This is a genomic window from Rhodococcus sp. 15-725-2-2b (genome assembly GCF_002259075.1).
Classification (GTDB): Bacteria; Actinomycetota; Actinomycetes; order Mycobacteriales; family Mycobacteriaceae; genus Rhodococcoides.
Genome location: NZ_NPFL01000004.1, coordinates 225,857 through 245,745, shown reverse-complemented (window position 1 = coordinate 245,745; position 19,889 = coordinate 225,857). Strand labels below are relative to the sequence as shown.

The window sequence follows — 19,889 nt, the reverse complement described above, 5'->3', positions numbered from 1 at the left end:
GTCAGCCGACGACCTGCTGACGCAGGCCTTCCGTGGCGGCCTCGAGGATCGTCTTGGTTCCCTTCTTCACCAGGAATCCGGGAAGCGGGACCTTCGGGTCGACGGTCAGCTCGAATTCGACGTGGGTGGCGTCGCCCTTCGGAGTCAGGGTGTACCGGCCGTCCTGGGCCTTCTGTTGGGTGCTCTCCACGAGAGTCCAGGACACCTCGTTGTCCGACCACGTGTACTCGACGAGCTGTTCGTCGTTAACTCCGATGATCGAGACCTGCATCTTCACGTGGTGCGGCTTGCCGTCGTCGAACCGATCGACGACCTCGCACTTCTTGTGTACCGGGGACCACGAGGGAATGCCCTCGACGTCGGCGAGAACCTCGAGTACTGCCGCTGCATCCGCGTCGATGTCGACGGACTTGTTCACTGTGACTGCCATGGGGAGAACGTATCTCAGCTTTCTCTGCGGGGGCTGACGTTCCGCGCGAACTCGCCGATGGCTCTGAGCGCGCGGCGGGCCTCGGGGACGAAATCGGCTGCCTGGAACACATGAACCTGGTCCTCGTACACCTGCAACTCGCAGTCCACTCCGGCGACGGCGAGTCGCTGAGCCATGAGTTCGGCGTCGGCATAGACCATTTCGGTCGAACCGACCTGGATCAGCACCGGCGGAAGGCCGGTCAGATCTCCGTCGACCGGTGACACCCGCGGACCCACGTCGCCGTCGACGACGATGCGCGCATCGACGCGATCGGCCAGTGCAGTGAGTGCGGGAACCGCATTGGACGGGAAGACCGAACACTTCGACGCGTTCTCGTGGTCGAGTTTGCGGGTGGGGTCCATGTCGGTCAGGGGGGACATGGTGAAGATTCCTCCGGGCGCGGGCAAGTCGACGGTGCGCAGCGCCAGGGTGACCATGAACGCGAGGTATCCGCCTGCCGAGTCGCCGCCCAGGATGATCTGCTCCGGCCGGTATCCGGAATCGAGAAGGAAGCGGTACGCGTCGACACCGTCCTCGACCGCGTGGCTGATCGGATTGCGCGGCATCATGCGGTAGTTCACCGACAGCACCGCTCCGTCGACGTGTTTCGACACTCGCGAGGTCATTCGCCGATGGGTGCGCAGCCCGCAGCAGACGAAGGCACCGCCGTGCAGGTAGAGCACCACGCGATCGGACCCGGTGCCCTCGGCTCTGATCCATTCGGCGTCGCACTCGGCGAGCATGACGCGGCTGCGGGTGGTGCCGCTGATCTGGGGGACGAGCAGTCCGGCGTAATCGACCAACCCCATGGGCCACGGAAGTGACGGTGTCTGCGCCCAGATCGTCAGGAACGGTCGGACAGTGAGCTGTAGGCCCTTGGACAGAATCTGCGACTGCAGGCTTGCGCCGCGGACGTAATGCCTGCGTGCGGTGACTGCTGGGTCGGTCGATTTCACTACGGTGAGCGCCGGATTCATAGCCGTCGCCTCCATCCCCGTCGTCGGTGCACGGCGCATCTGCGCCGTGCGTCGGAACCCCGCTCTTGTTGGAACCCCTGGTAACGGACAATAGCGGGTAGCTTTTCGTGACCGGACGTAAGGTCGTGTTCTGAGTCACATTCGGTGCCGTACCGTGACCGAAAACAAATGGAAAAGGGACAGCTCATGGCACTCATGCCCATCACGGAATCGATGTTTCTGATCGCCGAGTCACGGGAGCACCCGATGCACGTGGGCGGTCTGGAGTTGTTCGTCCCGCCCGGTGATCCGCACGACTTCGCCGAGGAGGTACACCGCAAGTTCACCACCGGTGAGGTGCACGAGCTCTTCCGTAAGCGCCCTGCGCGTCCGGTGCAGATCATGGGAAATCTGGCCTGGGCCTTCGATCCGGACGTGGATTTCGAGTACCACGTTCGCCGCACTGTGCTGCCTGCTCCCGGTCGGATTCGCGAGCTGTTCCAATTCCTCTCGCTCAATCACAGTGCACCGCTGGATCGGTATCGACCGATGTGGGAGCTGCACATCATCGAGGGTCTGGCGGACGGCCGAATCGCGTTGTACACCAAGGTGCATCACTCGCTGGTCGACGGCGTCAGCGCATTGAAACTGATGCAGCGCACGCTCTCCACCGATCCCGACGACCGAAGCGGAGTCGCCACCTGGGACCCGTCACTGTTCGGTAAGCGCAAGAAGCAGGGCGTCGAGGAGCAGCCGGGACGGCTTGCTCAGCTGGGCAGTGGGCTCTCGCTGGGACGCAAGATCGCGGGCGACCTCGTCGATTTCGCTCCGGCCTCAGCACGAATCGGATTGCGCGCGTTGAAGAAAGAAGGGGCTCAGCTGCCGTTGCAGGCACCGCGCACCATGTTCAACGTGCCCATCGGCGGCGCGCGCCGCTTCGCTGCCGAGAGCTGGTCGATCGAGCGGATCCGCACGGTCGGAACGGCTCTGGACGCCACGCTCAACGACATGGTGCTCGCGATGTGCGCCGGGGCTCTGCGCGCGTACCTCATCGATCGCAACGCGCTGCCCGAGGAACCGCTGATCGCGATGGTTCCGGTGTCGCTCCGCAAGGAGGGGGACGGCAAGGACGCCGGGAATTCGGTGACGACCATCCTGTGCAATCTCGCCACGGACGAATCCGATCCGCTCGTGCGGCTGGAACGAATCAAGGATTCGACCGTCAAGGGCAAGCAGATGATGAGCGAGCTCAACACCCTCGAAGCGCTCGCCGTGGGAGCAGTCACCATGGCTCCGTTGCTGTTCGGGCCGGTGCCGGGATTCGTCGACTACACCCCGCCGCCCTTCAACGTCATCATCTCCAACGTTCCCGGATCCAAGGAGGATCTGTACTGGAACGGCGCGAAACTGGACGGCATCTACCCGGCGTCCATCGTGGCCGACGGGCAGGCTCTCAACATCACGGTCGCCAGCAACGGCGACTCGCTGAACTTCGGACTCATCGGATGCCGACGCAGTGTGCCGCACCTGCAGCGAATGCTGACGCATCTGGAGAACACGTTGGAGGAACTCGAGAAGACCTTGTGAGTGCGGCTTCGCCGCATGTGAGCGAAACTTCGTAGCCCACTACGAAGTTTCGCTCACATGCGTGGAGCGCTCTACTCGTACTTGGGGAACACCGGCGTCGGGGTCGGTAGTGCAGTGCCGGGCGCCGAACGTGTTGCGATGTCGGTGAATTCGCGGTTCTGTACGCCGAGCAGGTCGAGGATGCGCGACGCGGAATCGGGCATGACGGGCTGCGTCAGGATGCTCACGATGCGCAGCACCTCGATCGTCACGTACAGCACGGTGGCCATGCGATCGGGATCGGTCTTGCGCAGTACCCACGGCTGCTGCAGCGAGAAGTAACGGTTGGTCTCACCGAGCACCGACCAGATCGCTTCGAGCGCGGAATGGATTGCCTGCACGTCGAATTCGCGTCGGCAGAGCTCGAGGAGTGCATCGGCGCGGGCCAGCATCGCGTCGTCCTCGGCGGTGAATTCTCCCGGTGTCGGGAGAGCTCCGTCGAGGTTCTTGGCGACCATCGTCAGCGAACGCTGCGCGAGGTTGCCGAGTTCGTTGGACAGGTCGGCGTTGACGCGGGCGACGATGGCCTCGTGGCTGTAGCTGCCGTCCTGACCGAACGAGACCTCGCGGAGGAAGAAGAAGCGCACCGGGTCGAGGCCGTAGTTCTCGACCAACGATTTCGGGTCCAGAACGTTGCCGAGAGACTTGGACATCTTCTCGCCCTTGACGTTCAGGAACCCGTGCACGAACACTCGCTTGGGCAGTTCGATGCCCGCGGACATCAGGAACGCCGGCCAGTAGACGGTGTGGAAGCGGGTGATGTCCTTGCCGATGATGTGCAGATCGGCAGGCCAGAATTTCCGGAACGACTCCGACTCGACGTCGGGATAGCCGGCACCGGTGAGGTAGTTGGTGAGCGCGTCGACCCACACGTACATCACGTGCGCCGGATCGCCGGGCACCGGTACGCCCCAATCGAACGTCGTTCGAGAGATCGACAGGTCGCGCAGGCCGCCCTTGACGAAGTTCACGATCTCGTTGCGACGGGTGCCGGGCGCGATGAAGTCCGGCGACGCGTCGTACAGCTCGAGCAGTTTGTCCTGGTACTGCGACAGCTTGAAGAAGTACGACGACTCCTCGGTCCACTCGACCGGAGTGTTCGTCTCCGTCGCGACGCGTGAGCCGTCCTCGGCGAGGGTGGTCTCGGCCTCGGTGTAGAACGCCTCGTCTCGTACCGAGTACCAGCCGGAGTAGGAGTCGAGATAGATGTCGCCGTTCGCTTCCATCCGCTTCCACAGTTCTTGGCTGGCGGCATGGTGATCGGCATCGGTGGTGCGGATGAAGCGTCCGTAGGAGATCTTCAGCAGGTCCTGAGCGGTCTGGAATGCGTCGGAGTTGCGCGCGGCGAGCTCACGGACGTCCACGCCCTCGGTCTGGGCGGTCTGCTGCATCTTCAGGCCGTGCTCGTCGGTACCCGTCAGGAATCGCACGTCGTAGCCGTCGAGGCGTTTGAAGCGCGCGATGGTGTCGGTGGCGATGTACTCGTAGGCGTGTCCGATGTGCGGAGCGCCGTTGGGGTACGCAATCGCCGTGGTGACGTAGAACGGTGGCCGTGGGGCATCAGCTGGCGCAGTCATGGTGCGCCTACTCTAACCAGCGTGAGCAGAGACCGTCCCGCACCACCGTTGCCCGAGTCCGTCGGCACTCTCGTCGACGCGCACACCCACCTCGATGCGTGTGGGGCGACCGACGCGGCGAGTGTGGCCGCGATCGTGGACAAGGCCGAGTCCGTCGGTGTCACGCGGGTGGTCACGATCGCCGACGACCTCGATGCCGCGCGCTTCGCCGTCGACGCGGCGTCCTGGGATCCGCGGGTGTGGGCCGCGGTGGCGATTCATCCCACCCGCGCGAACGTGCTCGACGACGACGCCAAGGCCGAGATCGAGCGGTTGGCGTCCGATCCTCGCGTGGTGGCGGTCGGGGAGACCGGACTGGACTACTACTGGCCGGGCAAGCTCGACGGGTGCGCCACGGTGGCCGAGCAACACGAGGGATTTCGCTGGCACATCGACCTCGCGAAGCGCCTGGGCAAGCCGTTGATGATTCACAATCGCGAGGCCGACGAGGATTTGCTGGCCGTTCTGACGGCGGAAGGTGCGCCCGAGACGGTGATCTTCCACTGCTTTTCCGGTGGTCCCGAGACCGCCAAGGCCTGCGTCGACGCCGGTTACGTTCTCAGCTTTTCGGGGACCGTCAGTTTCAAGAATGCGCACGCGTTACGGGAGGCCGCGGTTCTGGTACCGGACGAGCTCGTGCTGGTGGAGACCGACGCGCCGTTCCTGACGCCGCATCCGTATCGAGGTGCACCCAACGAGCCGTACTGCCTGCCGTACACCGCGCGGGCTTTGGCCGAGGTTCGCGGCCAGGATCCCGCAGCGCTCGCTGCTCACGCCACTGCCAATGCGGAGCGGGTGTACGGCCTCTAGCTGCCGAAGTTGCGACGTGGGTGCTAATTCGTTACCGTACCGTGACCGAACTCGGGCGTTTCGACGCCGAAGTCACGCTCGCAACCGCCAGGAATACGAAACTTGTCGACTATCAGACGCCTCAACTCCGCCCGCTCGACCACTCTCTACCTGGTCATCGCGGCCCTGTTGATGACGCTCGTCGCCGGTGGTGTGATGGCCGTGAGCCGTCACAAGACCGTGACCATCGACGTCGACGGCGACATGATCTCGCTGAGCACGATGAAAACCGACGTCAGCAGTGCGTTGGCCGACGCCGGTTATGCCCCGTCGGACAAGGATCTGGTCGTTCCCGCTCCCGACTCCGGCCTGAGCGACGGCGACACCGTTGTCCTTCGCCGCGCCCGCGAGATCACACTGAACGTCGACGGCAAGCCCGAGGAGATCTGGACCACCGCACTGACCGTCGAGGAAGCACTGCAGCAGACCGGCCTCGCCGAGGACGTGCACGTCTCCGCCTCGCGCTCGGAGCGACTGCCGCTCGACGGCACCGAGTTGGACGTCGCACTGCCCAAGCAGGTCTCGCTCGTCGACGGCGGAGCCCCCGCCACCCCGATCACCCTGGCCGCACCGACCGTGCGCGAATTCCTCGATGCAGCAGGCGCGCCGCTCGAAGAAGCCGACACCGTCAGCCCCGATCCCGACGCGACCGTGACCGACGGCGCCGAGATCGTCGTCACGCGTGACCGCACCGTCACCAAGACCGAGACCACCGATACCGATGCGCCGGAGCAGCGCATCGAAGATCCGACGATGAACATGAGCCGCACCGTCGTCGAGAACCCCGGTGCCCCGGGCGTCTCCGACATCACCTGGAAGATCAACATGGTCAACGGCGTCGAGGTCGGTCGCGAGAAGGTCGACGAGAAGGTGCAGGTACCCGCGCAGCCGAAGACCGTCCGCGTCGGAGCAAAGCCCGGCACCGAGGTGCCGCCGGTGGAGAACGGTGCGATCTGGGACGCGCTCGCACAGTGCGAGGCAACCGGCAACTGGGCGATCAACACGGGTAACGGCTTCTACGGTGGCGTGCAGTTCGACCAGAACACCTGGGAACGTCAGGGCGGCCTCAAGTACGCACCGCGCGCCGACCTCGCCACCCGCGAAGAGCAGATCGCAATCGCATCGGTGACGCAGAAATCGCAGGGCTGGGGCGCATGGCCCGCCTGCACCTCGCGCCTGGGTTATCGCTGACTGCCTTGGGTCATTCCGCAGGCTCCACTCCTGCCTTCCTGGGTCATTCCGCAGGCTCCACTCCTGCCTTCCTGGGTCCTTCCGCAGGCTCCACTCCTGCCCACGTAGAGTTTCCGCCGTGTCCGAACATGTGAGGGGATCCGCGGCTCTGCTCGGTCCCGCCGAGGTCCGCTCCCTTGCAGCCGAGCTCGACGTGCGGCCCACCAAGCAGCTCGGACAGAACTTCGTGCACGACGCAAACACTGTTCGACGCATCGTCGCCTCCGCAGGCGTCGGCCCTCAGGACACGGTCCTCGAGGTCGGCCCCGGCCTCGGTTCGCTGACTCTGGCGTTGCTCGACGTGGCCGAATCCGTCATCGCCGTCGAGATCGATCCCAAGCTCGCAAACCGCTTGCCCACCACGGTGGCCGACCGAGCCCCGACCCTGGCCGATCGGCTGACGGTGATCGAGGCCGACGCGCTTCGCGTCCGAGCGGCGGACATCGCGGGGGAGCCGACTGCACTGGTGGCCAACCTCCCCTACAACGTCGCCGTTCCCGTGCTGATTTATCTGTTCTCGGAATTGCCGAGCCTCCGTGTCGCGGTGGTGATGGTCCAAGCCGAGGTGGCCGATCGACTCGCCGCGGTACCGGGCAGCAAGATCTACGGCATCCCCAGCGTCAAGGCCAGGTTCTTCGGTGACGTCAAAAGGGCCGGCGCGGTGGGCCGTTCGGTGTTCTGGCCGGTGCCCAAGGTCGAGTCGGGCCTGGTGCGTATCGATCGGTACGCCGAGCCGCCGTGGCCCACCGACACCGCGCATCGCAAGGCCGTCTTCGCGGTGATCGATGCCGCATTCGCGCAGCGACGAAAGACCCTGCGAGCGGCCCTCGCCGTCTGGGCCGGCTCCCCGGTGGCGGCCGAACGCCGGTTGCGTGAGGCCGGAATCGACCCGACGGCGCGAGGCGAAACCATCGACGCCGCAGCCTTCGTCCGCTTGGCCGCTACCGAAGCCTGAGGCCCCTCTACAGGTGGATGTCCGACAGTCGCGTCAGCTCGGTCCACTTCGACGCCTCCGCACGAGCGGCAGCCACCGGTGCATAGCGATCGGCTTCGATCAACACACCCAGCTCCAGGCCGGTCATCGACGCGATGTCGGCCACCGGAACCTGGTACGTCCGATACGGGCCGAGGGGCGGGGGATCGGTCTCGAGTCGTAACGGCTTGTCGAGGATCGGATCGAGGGACGGCGACTGGTCGAGAACGTATCCGGTGCATGCGGGAGTCGAATCCTGCGACCATGCCGCGATCTTGAAGAACTGCCGCGGAATGGCGACACCGCGGTAGATCGGATCGTCGTCGGCGAAGATGCAACCGCTGAACACCGAGAGCTTTCGGTCGTACTGCTCGGCGTTTCCCAGCACGTAGTCCTCCAGCCCCAGCCACAGCGTCTTCGACTGATTCAGGGTGGCCGTCTGTGGCGCGCACACGGTGTAATGGAACGTGTCCTCGTTGGCGCGCTCGGCCACCGCACGCTCACCCCACACCGGATCTCGCCTGCGAACCAGATGCCCGCGATCGAGGTCGTTGTTCTTGTACAGATCGTTGCCGGCCTGCTGCGCAGCCGGTAGCCGATCGTCGAGTCGCCAGTTGTCTCCCCGCCCGACATCCTGCAGGCTCGCGCCGTCGATGTTCACGCCGGTGACCGCGGCGAGGCGTCGGGCAGGGTCGATGGACACCGAGAAGTGCGTGTACGCAAGCACCACCACGTCGGCGCGATCGGGCAACGGAACGTCGATGTCGGCCAGGAATTTCGGGTCGAAACCGAGTGGTGTCGTCATCTGCCCATTGACTCACGGACCGGTTACCGGAGGGTGAACCGCCGCGAGGTATCGCTCGTTCAGCCTCGCGTGCCGCTCGGCCACGATGCGGCATTCCTCGCGCAGTTCCGGTGGATCGAGCACCGTGAAATCGGTGTCGAACGCCGCCAGCCACCGTGCGATCGAGGGCAGCGAATCCCCGGCCAACACCACCGCGCAGGTGCGGTCGTCGATGGATTCGAGTGTGCCCCACTGCTCGTCGATCATCGGCGCGATCGTCTCGATCGGGGCGTGCAACGCGATCCGCGCCTGAACTCTGGCGAACGCACGATCGATTCCCTTCGAGACGAACGACGCCGCGCCGCCCGGCGGCAGCGCCCGGGGCGTGAACCGCGGACCCGTCGGAATCTTCGGAGTCAGACGATCAACCCGATACGACCGCCAATCCTCCCGCAGTACATCCCAACCCAGCAGGTACCAGCGCGCTCCCGCCCGCACCAGGCTGTACGGCTCCACCTCGCGCCTGGACTCGGAACCGTCGTGCTTGCGGTAGTCGAACCGCAACCGCTCGTGTCCGTGGCAGACCGCTGCCACCGTGGACAGCACCGACGCATCCACCGCCGAACGGGGTGTCTTCTCCACCACGTCGATGCGCAACGCGTCGAGCCGATGCTGGATGCGCGAGGGCATCACCTGCCGCAACTTCGTCAACGCCCGCAACGACGCCTCCCCGATACCCGCGACCGAGCCCCCGGCGGCGGACTGCAACCCGAAGGCCACCGCCAGAGCCTCGTCGTCGTCGAGCAGCAGCGGAGGCATCTCCGCGCCGGGACCGAGCTGGTACCCACCGCCGACACCCGGCGTCGCATTGACCGGATAACCGATGTCGCGCAGCTTGTCCACGTCGCGCCGCAACGTGCGAGGAGTGACGTCGAGTCGCTCTGCCAATTCCGCGCCCGCCCAATCACGACGCGTCTGCAGCAGAGACAACAGTCGCAACAACCGAGCCGATGTTTCCTTCATGGGCCCACGATGCCACCGAATGCGGACATATTCGGTCCGCATCGCCCGATCATCCCCGCCCCCGAAGTCCACTGAATGTGACATCGACCGCCCAAAAGTCCACTGAACGTCACATCGAGTACCCACCGGAGGCCGCCCTGGTGGTGAACTCGGGCGTTGTTTCTCCACTACTGTGGTTACTCGTGCTGTCTGTCGTTCCCACACCCGTCGTCGTTCGGGCCCCGTCGAAGGTGAATCTGCATCTGTCGGTCGGTGACCTGCGTCCCGATGGCTTTCACGAGCTGACGACGGTGTTTCAGGCGCTCTCGCTCTCGGACGAACTGTCGGTGATTCCGGCCAAGACGCTCTCGGTTCGGGTGCGCGGTGACGACGCGAGGGTGGTTCCCACCGATTCGCGGAATCTGGTGTGGAAGGCCGCCGAGTTGCTGGGGCGTCGGGTCGGGCGAGAGCCGTCGGTGGAGATCACCATCGACAAGGGGATTCCGGTGGCCGGTGGGATGGCAGGTGGAAGTGCCGACGCTGCCGCGACCCTGGTGGCACTGAACGCGATGTGGCATCTCGATCTCTCGCGTGACGAGCTCGACGAGGTGGCGGCTCAACTCGGGAGCGACGTGCCCTTCTCATTGCACGGCGGGACCGCGGTCGGAACCGGTCGCGGGGAGAAGCTGCTTCCGGTGCTCTCGCGCAACAGTTTTCACTGGGTGCTGGCGTTGGCGAAGGGCGGTCTGCAAACGCCTGCCGTGTACAACGAACTCGACGAGTTGCGGGCCAAGGGCGATCCGCCTCGCCTCGGCGGCACCGAGGATCTGATGCATGCGCTGGCGTCCGGCGATGCGCGCGCGCTCGCGCCGTTGCTCGGCAACGACCTGCAGGCCGCTGCGGTCTCGCTGATGCCGCAGTTGCGTCGCACACTGCGAGCGGGAGTCACCGCCGGGGCATTGGCGGGCATCGTGTCCGGCTCGGGCCCCACCTGCGCGTTTCTGTGCGCCGACGCCGACGCGGCGGTGTCGGTGAGCGCTGAATTGTCCGGTGCCGGTGTGTGCCGCACCGTCCGTGTTGCGAGTGGACCGGTTCCCGGTGCTCGTGTTGTCACTAGTGAATCGATTGGTTTTTCCTGATGGTCAATCTCGTCAATCTCGAAAACGTCAGCAAGTCCTTCGGCGTCAAGCCACTGCTCGACGGCGTCTCGCTCGGCGTGCAGGAGGGCGAACGCATCGGCATGGTCGGTCTCAACGGCGGCGGTAAGACCACCACCCTCGAGGTTCTCGCCGGCATCGAACCGCCCGATTCGGGACGTGTCAGCCGGGTCAACGGCCTGCGCATGGCTGTCGTCACCCAGCGCGGCGTGTTGCCTCCGGGGTCGACCGTCGGCCAGGTGGTCCTCGACCCACTCGGAATGGCCGAGCACGAGTGGGCGGGTGACTCTCGGGTGCGAAACATCTTGACCGGCATCGGTATTGCCGACCTCGGGCCTGCGGGGAGTTCGGGACTCGACGCGTCGATCGACAACCTCTCGGGCGGCGAGCGTCGACGAGTTGCGTTGGCAGCGGCTCTGGTTCAGGATCTCGATCTGCTGGTGCTCGACGAGCCGACCAACCACCTCGACGTCGAGGGCGTGCAGTGGTTGGCCGCGCACCTGGTCAGCCGTCGCAGTGCGCTGGTGGTCGTCACCCACGATCGCTGGTTCCTCGACACGGTCGCCAATCGCACATGGGAAGTGGTCGGCGGCGGCGTCGAGGCCTACGAGGGCGGCTACAACGACTGGGTGTTCGCGCGCGCCGAGCGGTCCCGTCAGGCCGACGCGTCCGAGGAGCGTCGACGCAACCTCGCGCGCAAGGAGTTGGCGTGGCTGCGCCGCGGTGCCCCGGCTCGTACCTCCAAGCCGAAGTACCGCATCGAGGCGGCCGAGGCTCTGATCGCCGACGTTCCGGCTCCGCGTGACTCCGTCGCGTTGTCCTCGTTCGCTCAGCGTCGTCTCGGCAAGGTCGTCATCGAACTCGAGGACGCGCGCCTGGAGACTCCCGACGGCCGAGAACTGGTGAAGGACTTCACCTGGCGTCTGGCTCCCGGTGAGCGCGTCGGCCTGGTCGGCGTCAACGGTTCGGGCAAGACCACGATGCTCCGCACGCTCGCTGGTGAACTGCAGCCTGCTGCGGGTAAGCGCATCCAGGGCCAGACGGTCAAGATCGGTTGGCTCAAGCAGGAATTGGACGACCTACCCAAGAAGCTGCGTGTTCTCGATGCGGTCAAGGAAGTGGCCGAGCGGATCACGTTGGGTGACCGTGAGATCTCGGCCGGGCAGCTCGCGGAGCGGCTCGGCTTCACCCCGGCGCGTCAGCGCACCCCCGTCGGAGATCTCTCCGGCGGTGAGCGTCGTCGGCTCCAGCTGACGCGCGTGTTGATGGCCGAGCCGAACGTGCTGTTGCTCGACGAGCCCACCAACGATCTCGACATCGACACCCTGCAGCAGCTCGAGGACATCCTCGACGGCTGGGCGGGCACCCTCGTCGTCATCAGTCACGATCGGTACCTGATCGAGCGCATCTGTGATTCCACCTGGGCACTGTTCGGCGACGGCAAGCTCACCAATCTGCCCGGCGGGATCGACGAGTACCTGCGTCGCCGGTCGGTTCTCGCGGCCGAGGCCACTCCGGATTCGTTGACCACCGGCGCGGTGCCGAAGAAGGCGACCCGGGATGCGGCGTCCGAGCGCGCGGCCCGTAAGGAACTGAGCAAGCTCGAAAAGCTCGTCCTTCGGCTCTCCAAGCGTGAGGTCGAGTTGCATGCCGAACTCGTCGACGCGTCCACCGAGCAGGGCAAGCTCGTCGCCCTCGACACCGAGCTCAAGCAGGTCCTCGCGGACAAGGATGTCGCCGAGGAACGATGGATGGAACTGGCCGCCGAGCTGGAGTAGAGCCTGCGGCACGTGAACGGTAATTCGTAATCTGCTACGAAGTTTCGCTCACCTGCGCGCAGCGCATACTGGAGTCATGACATCGGTCGTCGCGAAAGTACTCGGTTCGGACTTTGCCCGTCTGCATCCCAAGGTTCAGTGGCGCTTCGGATTGCAGTCCTCGGACGATCTCGCCCAGTTCGGGGTTGGCGTGATGGAGGAGATGACGCATTCTCGGCTCGTGCCGCCGCCGTTGCTGTGGGCCGGCCGCAAGCGTGGACTCTTTCCCGCGGGTGTGGGCAAGGACGTGCCGTTCACCATCGCCAACTATGCGTATGTCGACGAACTGGGCCGCGAGACAATGTCTTTCGTGCGGCGTTTCGCTTTCGCCGGTCGCCCGCAGGGAATGAACTCGGTGATGGTGTCCTCCGCCGAGTCCGACGCGTATGCCTTGGACTACCTGGGTTTCTCGTCGGACATGGTGGTGCACACCAGGTGTGAGGTCGATGCCGATGGTGGACTGGTGCTCGAGAGCGAGGTTCCGCGATTCCTGCTCGGCCCTCTTGCGCCGAAGTTGCCGAAGCCGGCGTCGGCGGTGACGATCGGTCGCGAGTGGTGGGATGCGGCCGAGGAACGGCATCGCATCGAGATCGAGGTGAAGAGCCCGGTGCTCGGGCAGCTGTTTCTCTATCGTGGATGGTTCACTGCCGAGGAGCGGCCGTGTCCTCCCGCCGACATTCCCGCTGACGCGCGTCCACGGTCGGTCGAGTCTCGCGAATAGCGCTACTGTTACGCGTCGAACGAGGTGCGTGTGAAGGAGTCAACAGTGGCCGTTGTCGAAGCCGAGACCGTGGGCGGAGTGGGGCATATCGTCCTGAACCGGCCGGAGGCTCTGAACTCGTTGAACGGTGCGATGATCGACGGGATCCGCGCCGCACTCGATGCGTGGCGAGACGACGATGCGGTCACTTCTGTTCTGGTGACGAGCAGTTCACCTCGGGCGTTCTGCGCCGGCGGTGACATCAAGGCGATTCGGCAGGCCGTCGTCGACGGTGACCACGAGGCGGGCCCGGCGTACTTCGCGGCGGAGTACGACCTCGACGAGGTGATTGCCGGCTACCCCAAGCCGTACGTCGCCGTCATCGAAGCGGCGGCTTTCGGTGGTGGCCTGGGAATTTCGATTCACGGCAGCGTCCGCATCGTCACCGAGAACGCCGTGTTGGCGATGCCGGAGACGGCGATCGGTTTCGTGCCGGATGTGGGGTCGAGCTACTTTCTCTCGCGCCTGCCGGGCCATGCCGGACGGTACCTGGCGCTGACGGGAACTCGTATCACCGGAACCGATGCGCTCGCACTGGGATTGGCGACGCATTTCTGCCCGAGCGAGGTCGTGTCCGATCTGAAGGCGGACATTCTCGCAGGCATGGATCTCGACGAGGTATTGGATCGATACACCACTGCGCCGTCGACCACCGAACTGTCGTTCGACGCCGAGGCGGTGGCTGCAGTGTTCGAGAGGAGCTCACTGGTCGACATCATCGATGCGCTGGTGTGCGACACGCCCTGGTCGCGGACGACGAAGACTCAGTTGGCGACGCTGTCGCCCACGTCCCTGATGGCAACCGACGCGCTGATCACACGCGGGGCCGACAGCACGTTGCGTGAATGCCTCGATCGGGAGTTGCGGATGGCGACGTGGATCATCACCGAACCGGACTTCGCCGAGGGCGTTCGTGCGGTGCTGGTCGACAAGGACCGTGCGCCGCAATGGAAGCCTCTGGTACTCGAGATGGTGCGACCAGAGGCATTCCAGCAGCTGTTGTGACCGGTAGGGGTCAGCGGTAGCCCTTGGCGGGGTTCTGCAGGTCCAGCACGATGGTCTGGCCGTTGGAGCGAACGTGGATCTCGGGGTTCTGCAGGCCACCCGAGACGAGGTATTCGCCGAGGAGCTGGAGCAGCTCGTCGGGACCGACGGAGGTGTCGGGGGTGCGGATGTCGCCGGTGCGGCTGCCGAGCTCGTTCTGGGTCAGGCGGCCTGCGATGCGTACCGAGGCGACGCCCATGGCGGTACGACGGTCCGGTCCCTGGCCGCGACCGAGCGACGGCGAGGAGCTGGAGCCGTGAGACGTGGAGCGGCCGTTGGTGGGCAGGCCGTGTTCTGAGATCTGATCGCTTGTAGTCACTTCAACCTCGTTCGATTCCGTGGCGGGCTTCTCTGGACGACGTCGATCCGCGCGGGGGGTCGTTGAATCCGTGACGGACGACGTTGCTGGTGCAGGCGTTGTTGCGGACGCCTTATCGGTGGACGTGGCCACTGCCTCCGAATTCTCGGTGGTAGAGGTCTCGGCCGCCTTCTCGGCGGGCGCTGCCGCCGAAGAATCGGTGCGGCCACCGGCGGGTGAAGTGGAGTCGGACTTCGGCGGCGTCGCCAAACGATGCGCAGGAACGCCACCGACCTTGATCCCGGCCAATGGGTAGTTCGATCCCTTAGTCATGTCGTTTTCCACTTCATCGTGATCCCAGGTGGTTCCGCGCCGAGATGTCACGATCGGGCATCGATCAGGACGGGCTACTCGGCGTCGAGCACGCAGAAACGTACTCGAAGTTTGTTCGGACACGCTGAGAGTATCATCACGATTGTTTACGACGCCATTTTTTGACCGAAGTTCTTGTTCTGAACTCTGAACCACACGGCAAAACCCCAGGCCACGAACGCGGCATACACCAGGTAGAGAACCGCGGAGGGATAGAACCCGGCGACGATCAGCAGCGGAACGCCCACGATGTCCACCGCGATCCAGATCAGCCAGAACTCGGTGAGTCCACGAGCCATTCCGAAGGTCGCCAGCATGGATCCGGTGAAGATCCACGCGTCGGCCCACTTGCCGAACGAGCCGAGGTAGCCGAACAGTTGCGCGAACAGCACCGTGCCGACGATCGCGACGACGATCATCGCGGTCCGCTCCCGCGCCGTGCCCCACCGCGGTAGAACCGCTGCCCCCGACCGTTTGGAGTCCCGCAGCCAACGCATCAACCCGTAGACGCTCACCGCGATGAACATCAGTTGTCGCCCGGCCTGGCCGTACAGATCGAGAGCCTGCGGAGTGTGGAACACGCCGCCGAGGAAGACCGTGAACAGCAGCGCATTGCCGATGATCCCCACCGGCCACGCCCATACGACGCGCCGCATCCCGCCGATCGCCGAGAGCAAGCCGAAACCGTTGCCGACCACCTCACGCCACAGAATCGGGTGCCCCAGTACGGAGAACTCTGCGTCGAGCAGATCGATCAGCACGCCGGTGCTACTGATCACCCGCGGCGACGAGTGGTTCGAGAGTCAGCTCGGGCATCTCCTTCTGGATGTACTGCAGACGCCACTTGTCGCTCACCAGTGCCAGCAGCGCACCGTCGGTGCGGGTGAAGACCTCGACTCCGCGCTGGCGACCCAACTCGACGGCCGAGGCCGCGTCGGTGCGTCGGGCAAGGGAGTATCCGAGCGGTTCCATTCGGGCGTCGACGCCGAACTCGGTCTTCATTCGTGCGGTGACCACCTCGAACTGCATGGGTCCGACGGCGGCGAGCACGGGGGAGGCGTCGCCGCGAATGTCGTTGCGCAGCACCTGAACCACACCTTCGGAGTCGAGTTGCTCGACGGCCCGGCGGAACTTCTTGTACTTGTCGGCGCTGTCGACCCGCAGTGCCGAGAAGTGCTCGGGCGCGAACGACGGAATGGGCGGGAACTCGACCTTCTTGTCGGTGTAGAGCGTGTGCCCGGGGGCGAGTGCGGTCGCGTTGACGAGGCCGACGATGTCTCCCGGATAGGCGTTCTCGACGGTCGTACGATCGCGACCGAACACCGTCAACGCGTACTTGGTGGTGAACGGCTTCTTGGTTTGCGAGTGGGTGACGACCATGCCGCGCTCGAACACTCCGGAGACCACGCGCATGAACGCCAGGCGGTCGCGGTGCGCGGTGTCCATGCCTGCCTGCACCTTGAACACGACGGCGCTGAACGGATCGGTGACCTCGCGTACCCCGCCCGAGACGTCGTCGCGCGCGCCGGGGGCGGGTGCCAGAGCGACGAGGGTGTCGAGAATCTGCCGGACGCCGAAGTTGAGCATCGCGGAGCCGAAGATCACCGGCGACGTCTGACCGGCCAGGAACATCTCCTGATCGTGCTGCTGACCGCTCGAGATCAGCAGATCACTTTCCTCGACGGCGGTGTCCCAGTCGACGCCCTCACGTTCGGCGGCGGCCTCGGCCGTCATGAATTCCTCGGGCGCGATGGTGGCACCGCCGGCAGTACGGGTGAACCGGATGTAGCTGCCGTCCTGTACGTCGAGCAGGCCGCGGAAGTCGCCGGCGATCCCGACGGGCCAGTAGAGAGGCGTCGGAGTCAGGCCGATCCGCGACTCGATCTCGTCGAGCAGCTCGAGCGGCGACTGACCCGGGCGGTCCCACTTGTTGATGACGGTGATGACCGGGATGCCGAACTGGCGGCACACCTGGAACAGCTTGAGGGTCTGCGGCTCCAGACCCTTGGCGGCGTCGATCAGCATCACGGCCGCGTCGACGGCGGTGAGCACGCGGTAGGTGTCCTCGGAGAAGTCGGCGTGGCCGGGGGTGTCGACGAGGTTGATGACGTTGGTGATCTCCGCGTCGGGGGAGGTCTGGTAATTGAACTGCAGCGCAGTCGAACTCACCGAGATGCCACGGGCCTTCTCCATCTCCATCCAGTCGGAAACGGTGGAGCGACGGCCGGCTTTGCCGTGGATGGCTCCGGCCTCGGAGATGACGCGTGCATGCAGGGCGAGGGCCTCGGTGAGCGTCGACTTGCCGGCGTCGGGGTGCGAGATCACCGCGAATGTTCGACGCCTCGCGACCTCGGTCTCGAGCTCTGTGGCCCGGCTGCGGGTGGTTCCGGACTCGTCGAGCGCTGCCGGTCCGGACCCGTCGATCGTGGCGTCGACGTCGGGGGTACTGGACGGGGTGCTCACGAAAACCTCATTCTCCTAGCAAGGGCGGCACCGAATCGGGCGCCGGGGCAGAAATCAAGGATACGCGGCCTGTTGCACCCTTCGGTCGGGGCGGGACTGCCTACTGTGGACGGTGGGCCGGGATTCCCTCACGAGGAGACGCGCGTTGAGCAAGTTCACCGAAGAGATGTTCGAGACCGCGAGCACCAGCAAGCACGGTCTGATCACCGGCGAGCCCGACGAGGCATTGCGACAGTCCTGGGGTGAAATCCACGAGCAGGCGCGTCGGATGGCCGGTGCGTTGGCCGACGCAGGCGTCGAACACGGAGATGCGATCGGCATCCTGGCCGGTCAGCCGGTCGACATCGCTCCGGCGTGCCAGGCGACCTGGATGCGCGGGGGATCGGTGACGATGCTGCATCAGCCGACACCGCGGACCGACCTCGCCGTCTGGGGTGAGGACACCGAGACCGTCGTGCGGATGATCGAGGCCAAGGCCGTGATCCTCGGGGCCCCGTTCGACATCGCCGCACCCGTGCTCGAGGAGCGCGGCATCACCGTGCTGAAGATCGAGGACATGAAGACCGGTCGCGACATCGATCCGGTGCCCACGTCCGAGTCCGATATCGCGCTGCAGCAGCTCACCTCCGGATCGACCGGTTCGCCGAAGGCCGTACGGATCACGCACGAGAACTTCTACGTCAATGCCTACGCCATGATCGACCGCATCGAATTCGATGTCGAAACCGATGTGATGGTCAGTTGGCTGCCGCTGTTCCACGACATGGGCATGGTGGGCTTCCTGTCGGTGCCCATGCAGGTCGGTGCCGAGGTCGTCAGTATCACTCCGCTGGACTTCCTGCGCTCGCCGCTGTTGTGGGCCAAGCTGATTCACAAGTACCGCGGAACCGTTACGGCAGCACCCAATTTCGCCTACTCGCTGCTGGCGCGGCGGCTCGGTCAGGCGGAGGACGACCTGGACCTCGACCTGTCGACTCTGCGCTACGCCTGGAACGGAGCCGAGCCGGTCGATCCGGACACCATGATCGCGCTCGCCGAGGCCGGAGCCCGGTACAAGCTGAACCCGCTCGCACTGGCTCCGGTCTACGGAATGGCGGAAACGACTCTGGCAGTGTCGATTCCGGATCCCGATCAGGGGCAGGTGATCGACGTGGTCGACGCGGATCTGCTCGAGACCCTCGGTCGTGCCGTGCCCTCCACTCGCGGTAACACCCGATCGCTGGCAACGCTCGGCAAGTTCGTTCCCGGGTTGGAGGGCCGTGTCGTGGACAAGGAGGGGCAGGTGCTCACCGCACGGGGCGTCGGCATCATCGAGGTGCGAGGCAAGGCCGTCACGCCCGGATACATCACCGTCGACGGCCCGGTGTCGACGCTCGACGCGGACGGCTGGCTCGACACCGGCGACGTCGGCTACATCACCGAGGACGAACTGGTGGTCGTCTGCGGGCGAATCAAGGACGTCATCATCATGGGTGGCCGCAACATCTATCCCACCGACATCGAACGGGCCGCGGGCACCGTCGCCGGTGTGCGGCCGGGCAACGCCGTCGCCATTCGGCTCGATGCCGGTGACAAACGCGAAAGTTTCGCGGTGGCTGTGGAAACCAACGACATCGACAAGCCGGACGAGGTCAGGCGCATCGAACGTGAAGTGATCCATGCCGTGCATTCGGAGGTCGGAGTGCGGCCGCGAACCGTCGCGGTATTGGGGCCGGGCAGCATCCCGAAGACGTCGAGCGGCAAACTGCGGCGGGCGAATTCGGCGTCGCTGCTGAACTGAACCCGCAGGAGACCTCACGCCGTTTTTACGGGGTGCGCGCGTGCGTCAGGAAGCGAGAACGGGCGCGCACCTCAGAACAGGGGTGTGAGGATCAGCGCGGGTGCACCGTATTCTGTGCGGCCTCGAGTCCGGCCGAGAGCAGGAGCTCGGCGGCGTCGGCTGCTTCCTCGACCACGACGCCGAGGTCCTTGCGCTCGGCAGCGGAGAACGGCTTGAGCACGAAAGACGCCGGATCCATCCGTCCCGGTGGTCGCCCGACGCCGACGCGCACCCGCAGATAGTCCTTGGTGCTCAGGTGCTGCGAGATCGAGCGGAGGCCGTTGTGGCCACCTTCGCCGCCGCCGAGTTTGAGTCGTAGAGCACCGAAGTCGATGTCCAACTCGTCGTGCACCACGACGATGTTCGCAGGCTCGATCGAGAAGAAGCGCGCCAACGCAGCCACTGGTTGGCCCGAGAGATTCATGAAGGTGCGCGGCTTGGCGATGACCACCGAGCGACTGCCGAGACGGGCCTGCACGATGTCGGAGTTGGACTTCTTGTGCGAGGAGAACGCGGAACCGATGCGTCCGGCCAGGGCGTCGGCCACCATGAATCCCACGTTGTGACGGGTCTTTTCGTACTGCGGGCCGGGATTGCCGAGGCCGACGATCAGGGCCGGCGCTGCGGGATCAACACTCACGGTCGTCATTG

At 65.3% G+C, this 19,889-nt stretch carries 19 protein-coding genes; 10 read left to right on the top strand and 9 right to left on the bottom strand.

The window, feature by feature from the left end; all coding sequences use genetic code 11:
• Window position 1: 1 nt before the first annotated feature.
• The gene (locus CH306_RS02880) at window positions 2–430 is read right to left on the bottom strand and encodes an SRPBCC family protein (protein WP_032395725.1); all 429 of its coding nucleotides are present in this window, start codon (window positions 428–430) and stop codon (window positions 2–4) included.
• A 14-nt stretch (window positions 431–444) separates the two neighbouring features.
• The gene (locus CH306_RS02875; RefSeq protein WP_032395724.1) at window positions 445–1,464 is read right to left on the bottom strand and encodes an alpha/beta hydrolase; all 1,020 of its coding nucleotides are present in this window, start codon (window positions 1,462–1,464) and stop codon (window positions 445–447) included.
• 171 nt (window positions 1,465–1,635) lie between these two features.
• On the opposite strand from CH306_RS02875, the gene CH306_RS02870 reads away from it, so the two are divergent.
• A complete protein-coding gene (locus CH306_RS02870; RefSeq protein WP_094631239.1) occupies window positions 1,636–3,015 on the top strand; it encodes a WS/DGAT/MGAT family O-acyltransferase in 1,380 nt (459 codons plus the stop codon).
• Window positions 3,016–3,086: 71 nt separating this feature from the next.
• On the opposite strand, the gene metG is transcribed toward CH306_RS02870, so the two are convergent.
• A complete protein-coding gene (gene metG / locus CH306_RS02865) occupies window positions 3,087–4,631 on the bottom strand; it encodes a methionine--tRNA ligase (protein ID WP_094645630.1) in 1,545 nt (514 codons plus the stop codon).
• Window positions 4,632–4,652: 21 nt separating this feature from the next.
• On the opposite strand from metG, the gene CH306_RS02860 reads away from it, so the two are divergent.
• From CH306_RS02860 to rsmA, 3 genes are all read left to right on the top strand, one after another.
• Complete coding sequence (locus CH306_RS02860; protein ID WP_094645629.1) at window positions 4,653–5,480, top strand: TatD family hydrolase; 828 nt, start codon at window positions 4,653–4,655, stop codon at window positions 5,478–5,480.
• Between the two features lie 102 nt (window positions 5,481–5,582).
• Window positions 5,583–6,710 carry a resuscitation-promoting factor gene (locus tag CH306_RS02855; RefSeq protein WP_094645628.1) on the top strand — a complete coding sequence of 376 codons (1,128 nt, stop codon included), beginning with the start codon at window positions 5,583–5,585 and terminating at the stop codon, window positions 6,708–6,710.
• A gap of 118 nt (window positions 6,711–6,828) precedes the next feature.
• The gene (rsmA, locus tag CH306_RS02850; RefSeq protein ID WP_094645627.1) at window positions 6,829–7,704 is read left to right on the top strand and encodes a 16S rRNA (adenine(1518)-N(6)/adenine(1519)-N(6))-dimethyltransferase RsmA; all 876 of its coding nucleotides are present in this window, start codon (window positions 6,829–6,831) and stop codon (window positions 7,702–7,704) included.
• A 7-nt stretch (window positions 7,705–7,711) separates the two neighbouring features.
• Here rsmA and CH306_RS02845 read toward each other — a convergent pair whose 3' ends face one another.
• Both CH306_RS02845 and CH306_RS02840 read right to left on the bottom strand, forming a co-directional pair.
• Window positions 7,712–8,527: a DNA/RNA non-specific endonuclease gene (locus CH306_RS02845; protein WP_094645626.1), complete on the bottom strand. Its 816-nt coding sequence runs from the start codon at window positions 8,525–8,527 to the stop codon at window positions 7,712–7,714.
• A gap of 12 nt (window positions 8,528–8,539) precedes the next feature.
• The gene (locus CH306_RS02840) at window positions 8,540–9,529 is read right to left on the bottom strand and encodes a helix-turn-helix transcriptional regulator (protein WP_032395717.1); all 990 of its coding nucleotides are present in this window, start codon (window positions 9,527–9,529) and stop codon (window positions 8,540–8,542) included.
• Window positions 9,530–9,711: 182 nt separating this feature from the next.
• Here CH306_RS02840 and CH306_RS02835 point away from each other — a divergent pair, with 182 nt between their 5' ends.
• The 4 genes from CH306_RS02835 to CH306_RS02820 all read left to right on the top strand — a co-directional run bounded on the left by CH306_RS02835 (window position 9,712) and on the right by CH306_RS02820 (window position 14,247).
• Window positions 9,712–10,647 carry a 4-(cytidine 5'-diphospho)-2-C-methyl-D-erythritol kinase gene (locus tag CH306_RS02835; RefSeq protein WP_032396229.1) on the top strand — a complete coding sequence of 312 codons (936 nt, stop codon included), beginning with the start codon at window positions 9,712–9,714 and terminating at the stop codon, window positions 10,645–10,647.
• A complete protein-coding gene (locus CH306_RS02830) occupies window positions 10,647–12,443 on the top strand; it encodes an ABC-F family ATP-binding cassette domain-containing protein (protein WP_032395716.1) in 1,797 nt (598 codons plus the stop codon). Before CH306_RS02835 ends, CH306_RS02830 begins: the two co-directional genes overlap by 1 nt.
• Before the next feature lie 76 nt (window positions 12,444–12,519).
• The gene (locus CH306_RS02825; protein ID WP_094645625.1) at window positions 12,520–13,203 is read left to right on the top strand and encodes a DUF4166 domain-containing protein; all 684 of its coding nucleotides are present in this window, start codon (window positions 12,520–12,522) and stop codon (window positions 13,201–13,203) included.
• Window positions 13,204–13,248: 45 nt separating this feature from the next.
• A complete protein-coding gene (locus CH306_RS02820; protein WP_094645624.1) occupies window positions 13,249–14,247 on the top strand; it encodes an enoyl-CoA hydratase/isomerase family protein in 999 nt (332 codons plus the stop codon).
• Between the two features lie 10 nt (window positions 14,248–14,257).
• Here the strand turns inward: CH306_RS02820 and CH306_RS29445 are convergent, their stop codons facing one another.
• Window positions 14,258–14,605, bottom strand: a complete 348-nt coding sequence (locus CH306_RS29445; protein ID WP_230596808.1) for a hypothetical protein — start codon at window positions 14,603–14,605, stop codon at window positions 14,258–14,260.
• 70 nt (window positions 14,606–14,675) lie between these two features.
• Between CH306_RS29445 and CH306_RS29440 the strand changes: the two genes are divergently transcribed.
• Window positions 14,676–14,900 (top strand): hypothetical protein, encoded by a 225-nt coding sequence (locus CH306_RS29440; RefSeq protein WP_230596806.1) that lies wholly within the window; start codon window positions 14,676–14,678, stop codon window positions 14,898–14,900.
• A 163-nt stretch (window positions 14,901–15,063) separates the two neighbouring features.
• Here the strand turns inward: CH306_RS29440 and pnuC are convergent, their stop codons facing one another.
• Both pnuC and CH306_RS02805 read right to left on the bottom strand, forming a co-directional pair.
• Complete coding sequence (gene pnuC / locus CH306_RS02810; RefSeq protein ID WP_032396227.1) at window positions 15,064–15,717, bottom strand: nicotinamide riboside transporter PnuC; 654 nt, start codon at window positions 15,715–15,717, stop codon at window positions 15,064–15,066.
• A 7-nt stretch (window positions 15,718–15,724) separates the two neighbouring features.
• On the bottom strand, window positions 15,725–17,419 hold the full coding sequence (locus tag CH306_RS02805) for a peptide chain release factor 3 (protein ID WP_094645623.1): 1,695 nt from the start codon (window positions 17,417–17,419) through the stop codon (window positions 15,725–15,727).
• Between the two features lie 145 nt (window positions 17,420–17,564).
• On the opposite strand from CH306_RS02805, the gene CH306_RS02800 reads away from it, so the two are divergent.
• Window positions 17,565–19,199 carry a fatty acyl-AMP ligase gene (locus tag CH306_RS02800; RefSeq protein ID WP_094645622.1) on the top strand — a complete coding sequence of 545 codons (1,635 nt, stop codon included), beginning with the start codon at window positions 17,565–17,567 and terminating at the stop codon, window positions 19,197–19,199.
• Window positions 19,200–19,290: 91 nt separating this feature from the next.
• Here the strand turns inward: CH306_RS02800 and pth are convergent, their stop codons facing one another.
• Window positions 19,291–19,878, bottom strand: a complete 588-nt coding sequence (gene pth, locus CH306_RS02795; RefSeq protein ID WP_230596804.1) for an aminoacyl-tRNA hydrolase — start codon at window positions 19,876–19,878, stop codon at window positions 19,291–19,293.
• Window positions 19,879–19,889 lie beyond the last annotated feature (11 nt).

What these genes read in the sequence shown, in the direction of transcription:
- CH306_RS02870 (WP_094631239.1), top strand. Translation starts at nt 1,636, where the DNA reads ATGGCACTCATGCCCATCACGGAATCGATGTTTCTGATCGCCGAGTCA.
- CH306_RS02825 (WP_094645625.1), top strand. Translation starts at nt 12,520, where the DNA reads ATGACATCGGTCGTCGCGAAAGTACTCGGTTCGGACTTTGCCCGTCTG.
- CH306_RS02840 (WP_032395717.1), bottom strand. Translation starts at nt 9,529, where the DNA reads ATGAAGGAAACATCGGCTCGGTTGTTGCGACTGTTGTCTCTGCTGCAG.
- metG (WP_094645630.1), bottom strand. Translation starts at nt 4,631, where the DNA reads ATGACTGCGCCAGCTGATGCCCCACGGCCACCGTTCTACGTCACCACG.
- CH306_RS02880 (WP_032395725.1), bottom strand. Translation starts at nt 430, where the DNA reads ATGGCAGTCACAGTGAACAAGTCCGTCGACATCGACGCGGATGCAGCG.
- CH306_RS02845 (WP_094645626.1), bottom strand. Translation starts at nt 8,527, where the DNA reads ATGACGACACCACTCGGTTTCGACCCGAAATTCCTGGCCGACATCGAC.
- CH306_RS02875 (WP_032395724.1), bottom strand. Translation starts at nt 1,464, where the DNA reads ATGGAGGCGACGGCTATGAATCCGGCGCTCACCGTAGTGAAATCGACC.
- CH306_RS02830 (WP_032395716.1), top strand. Translation starts at nt 10,647, where the DNA reads ATGGTCAATCTCGTCAATCTCGAAAACGTCAGCAAGTCCTTCGGCGTC.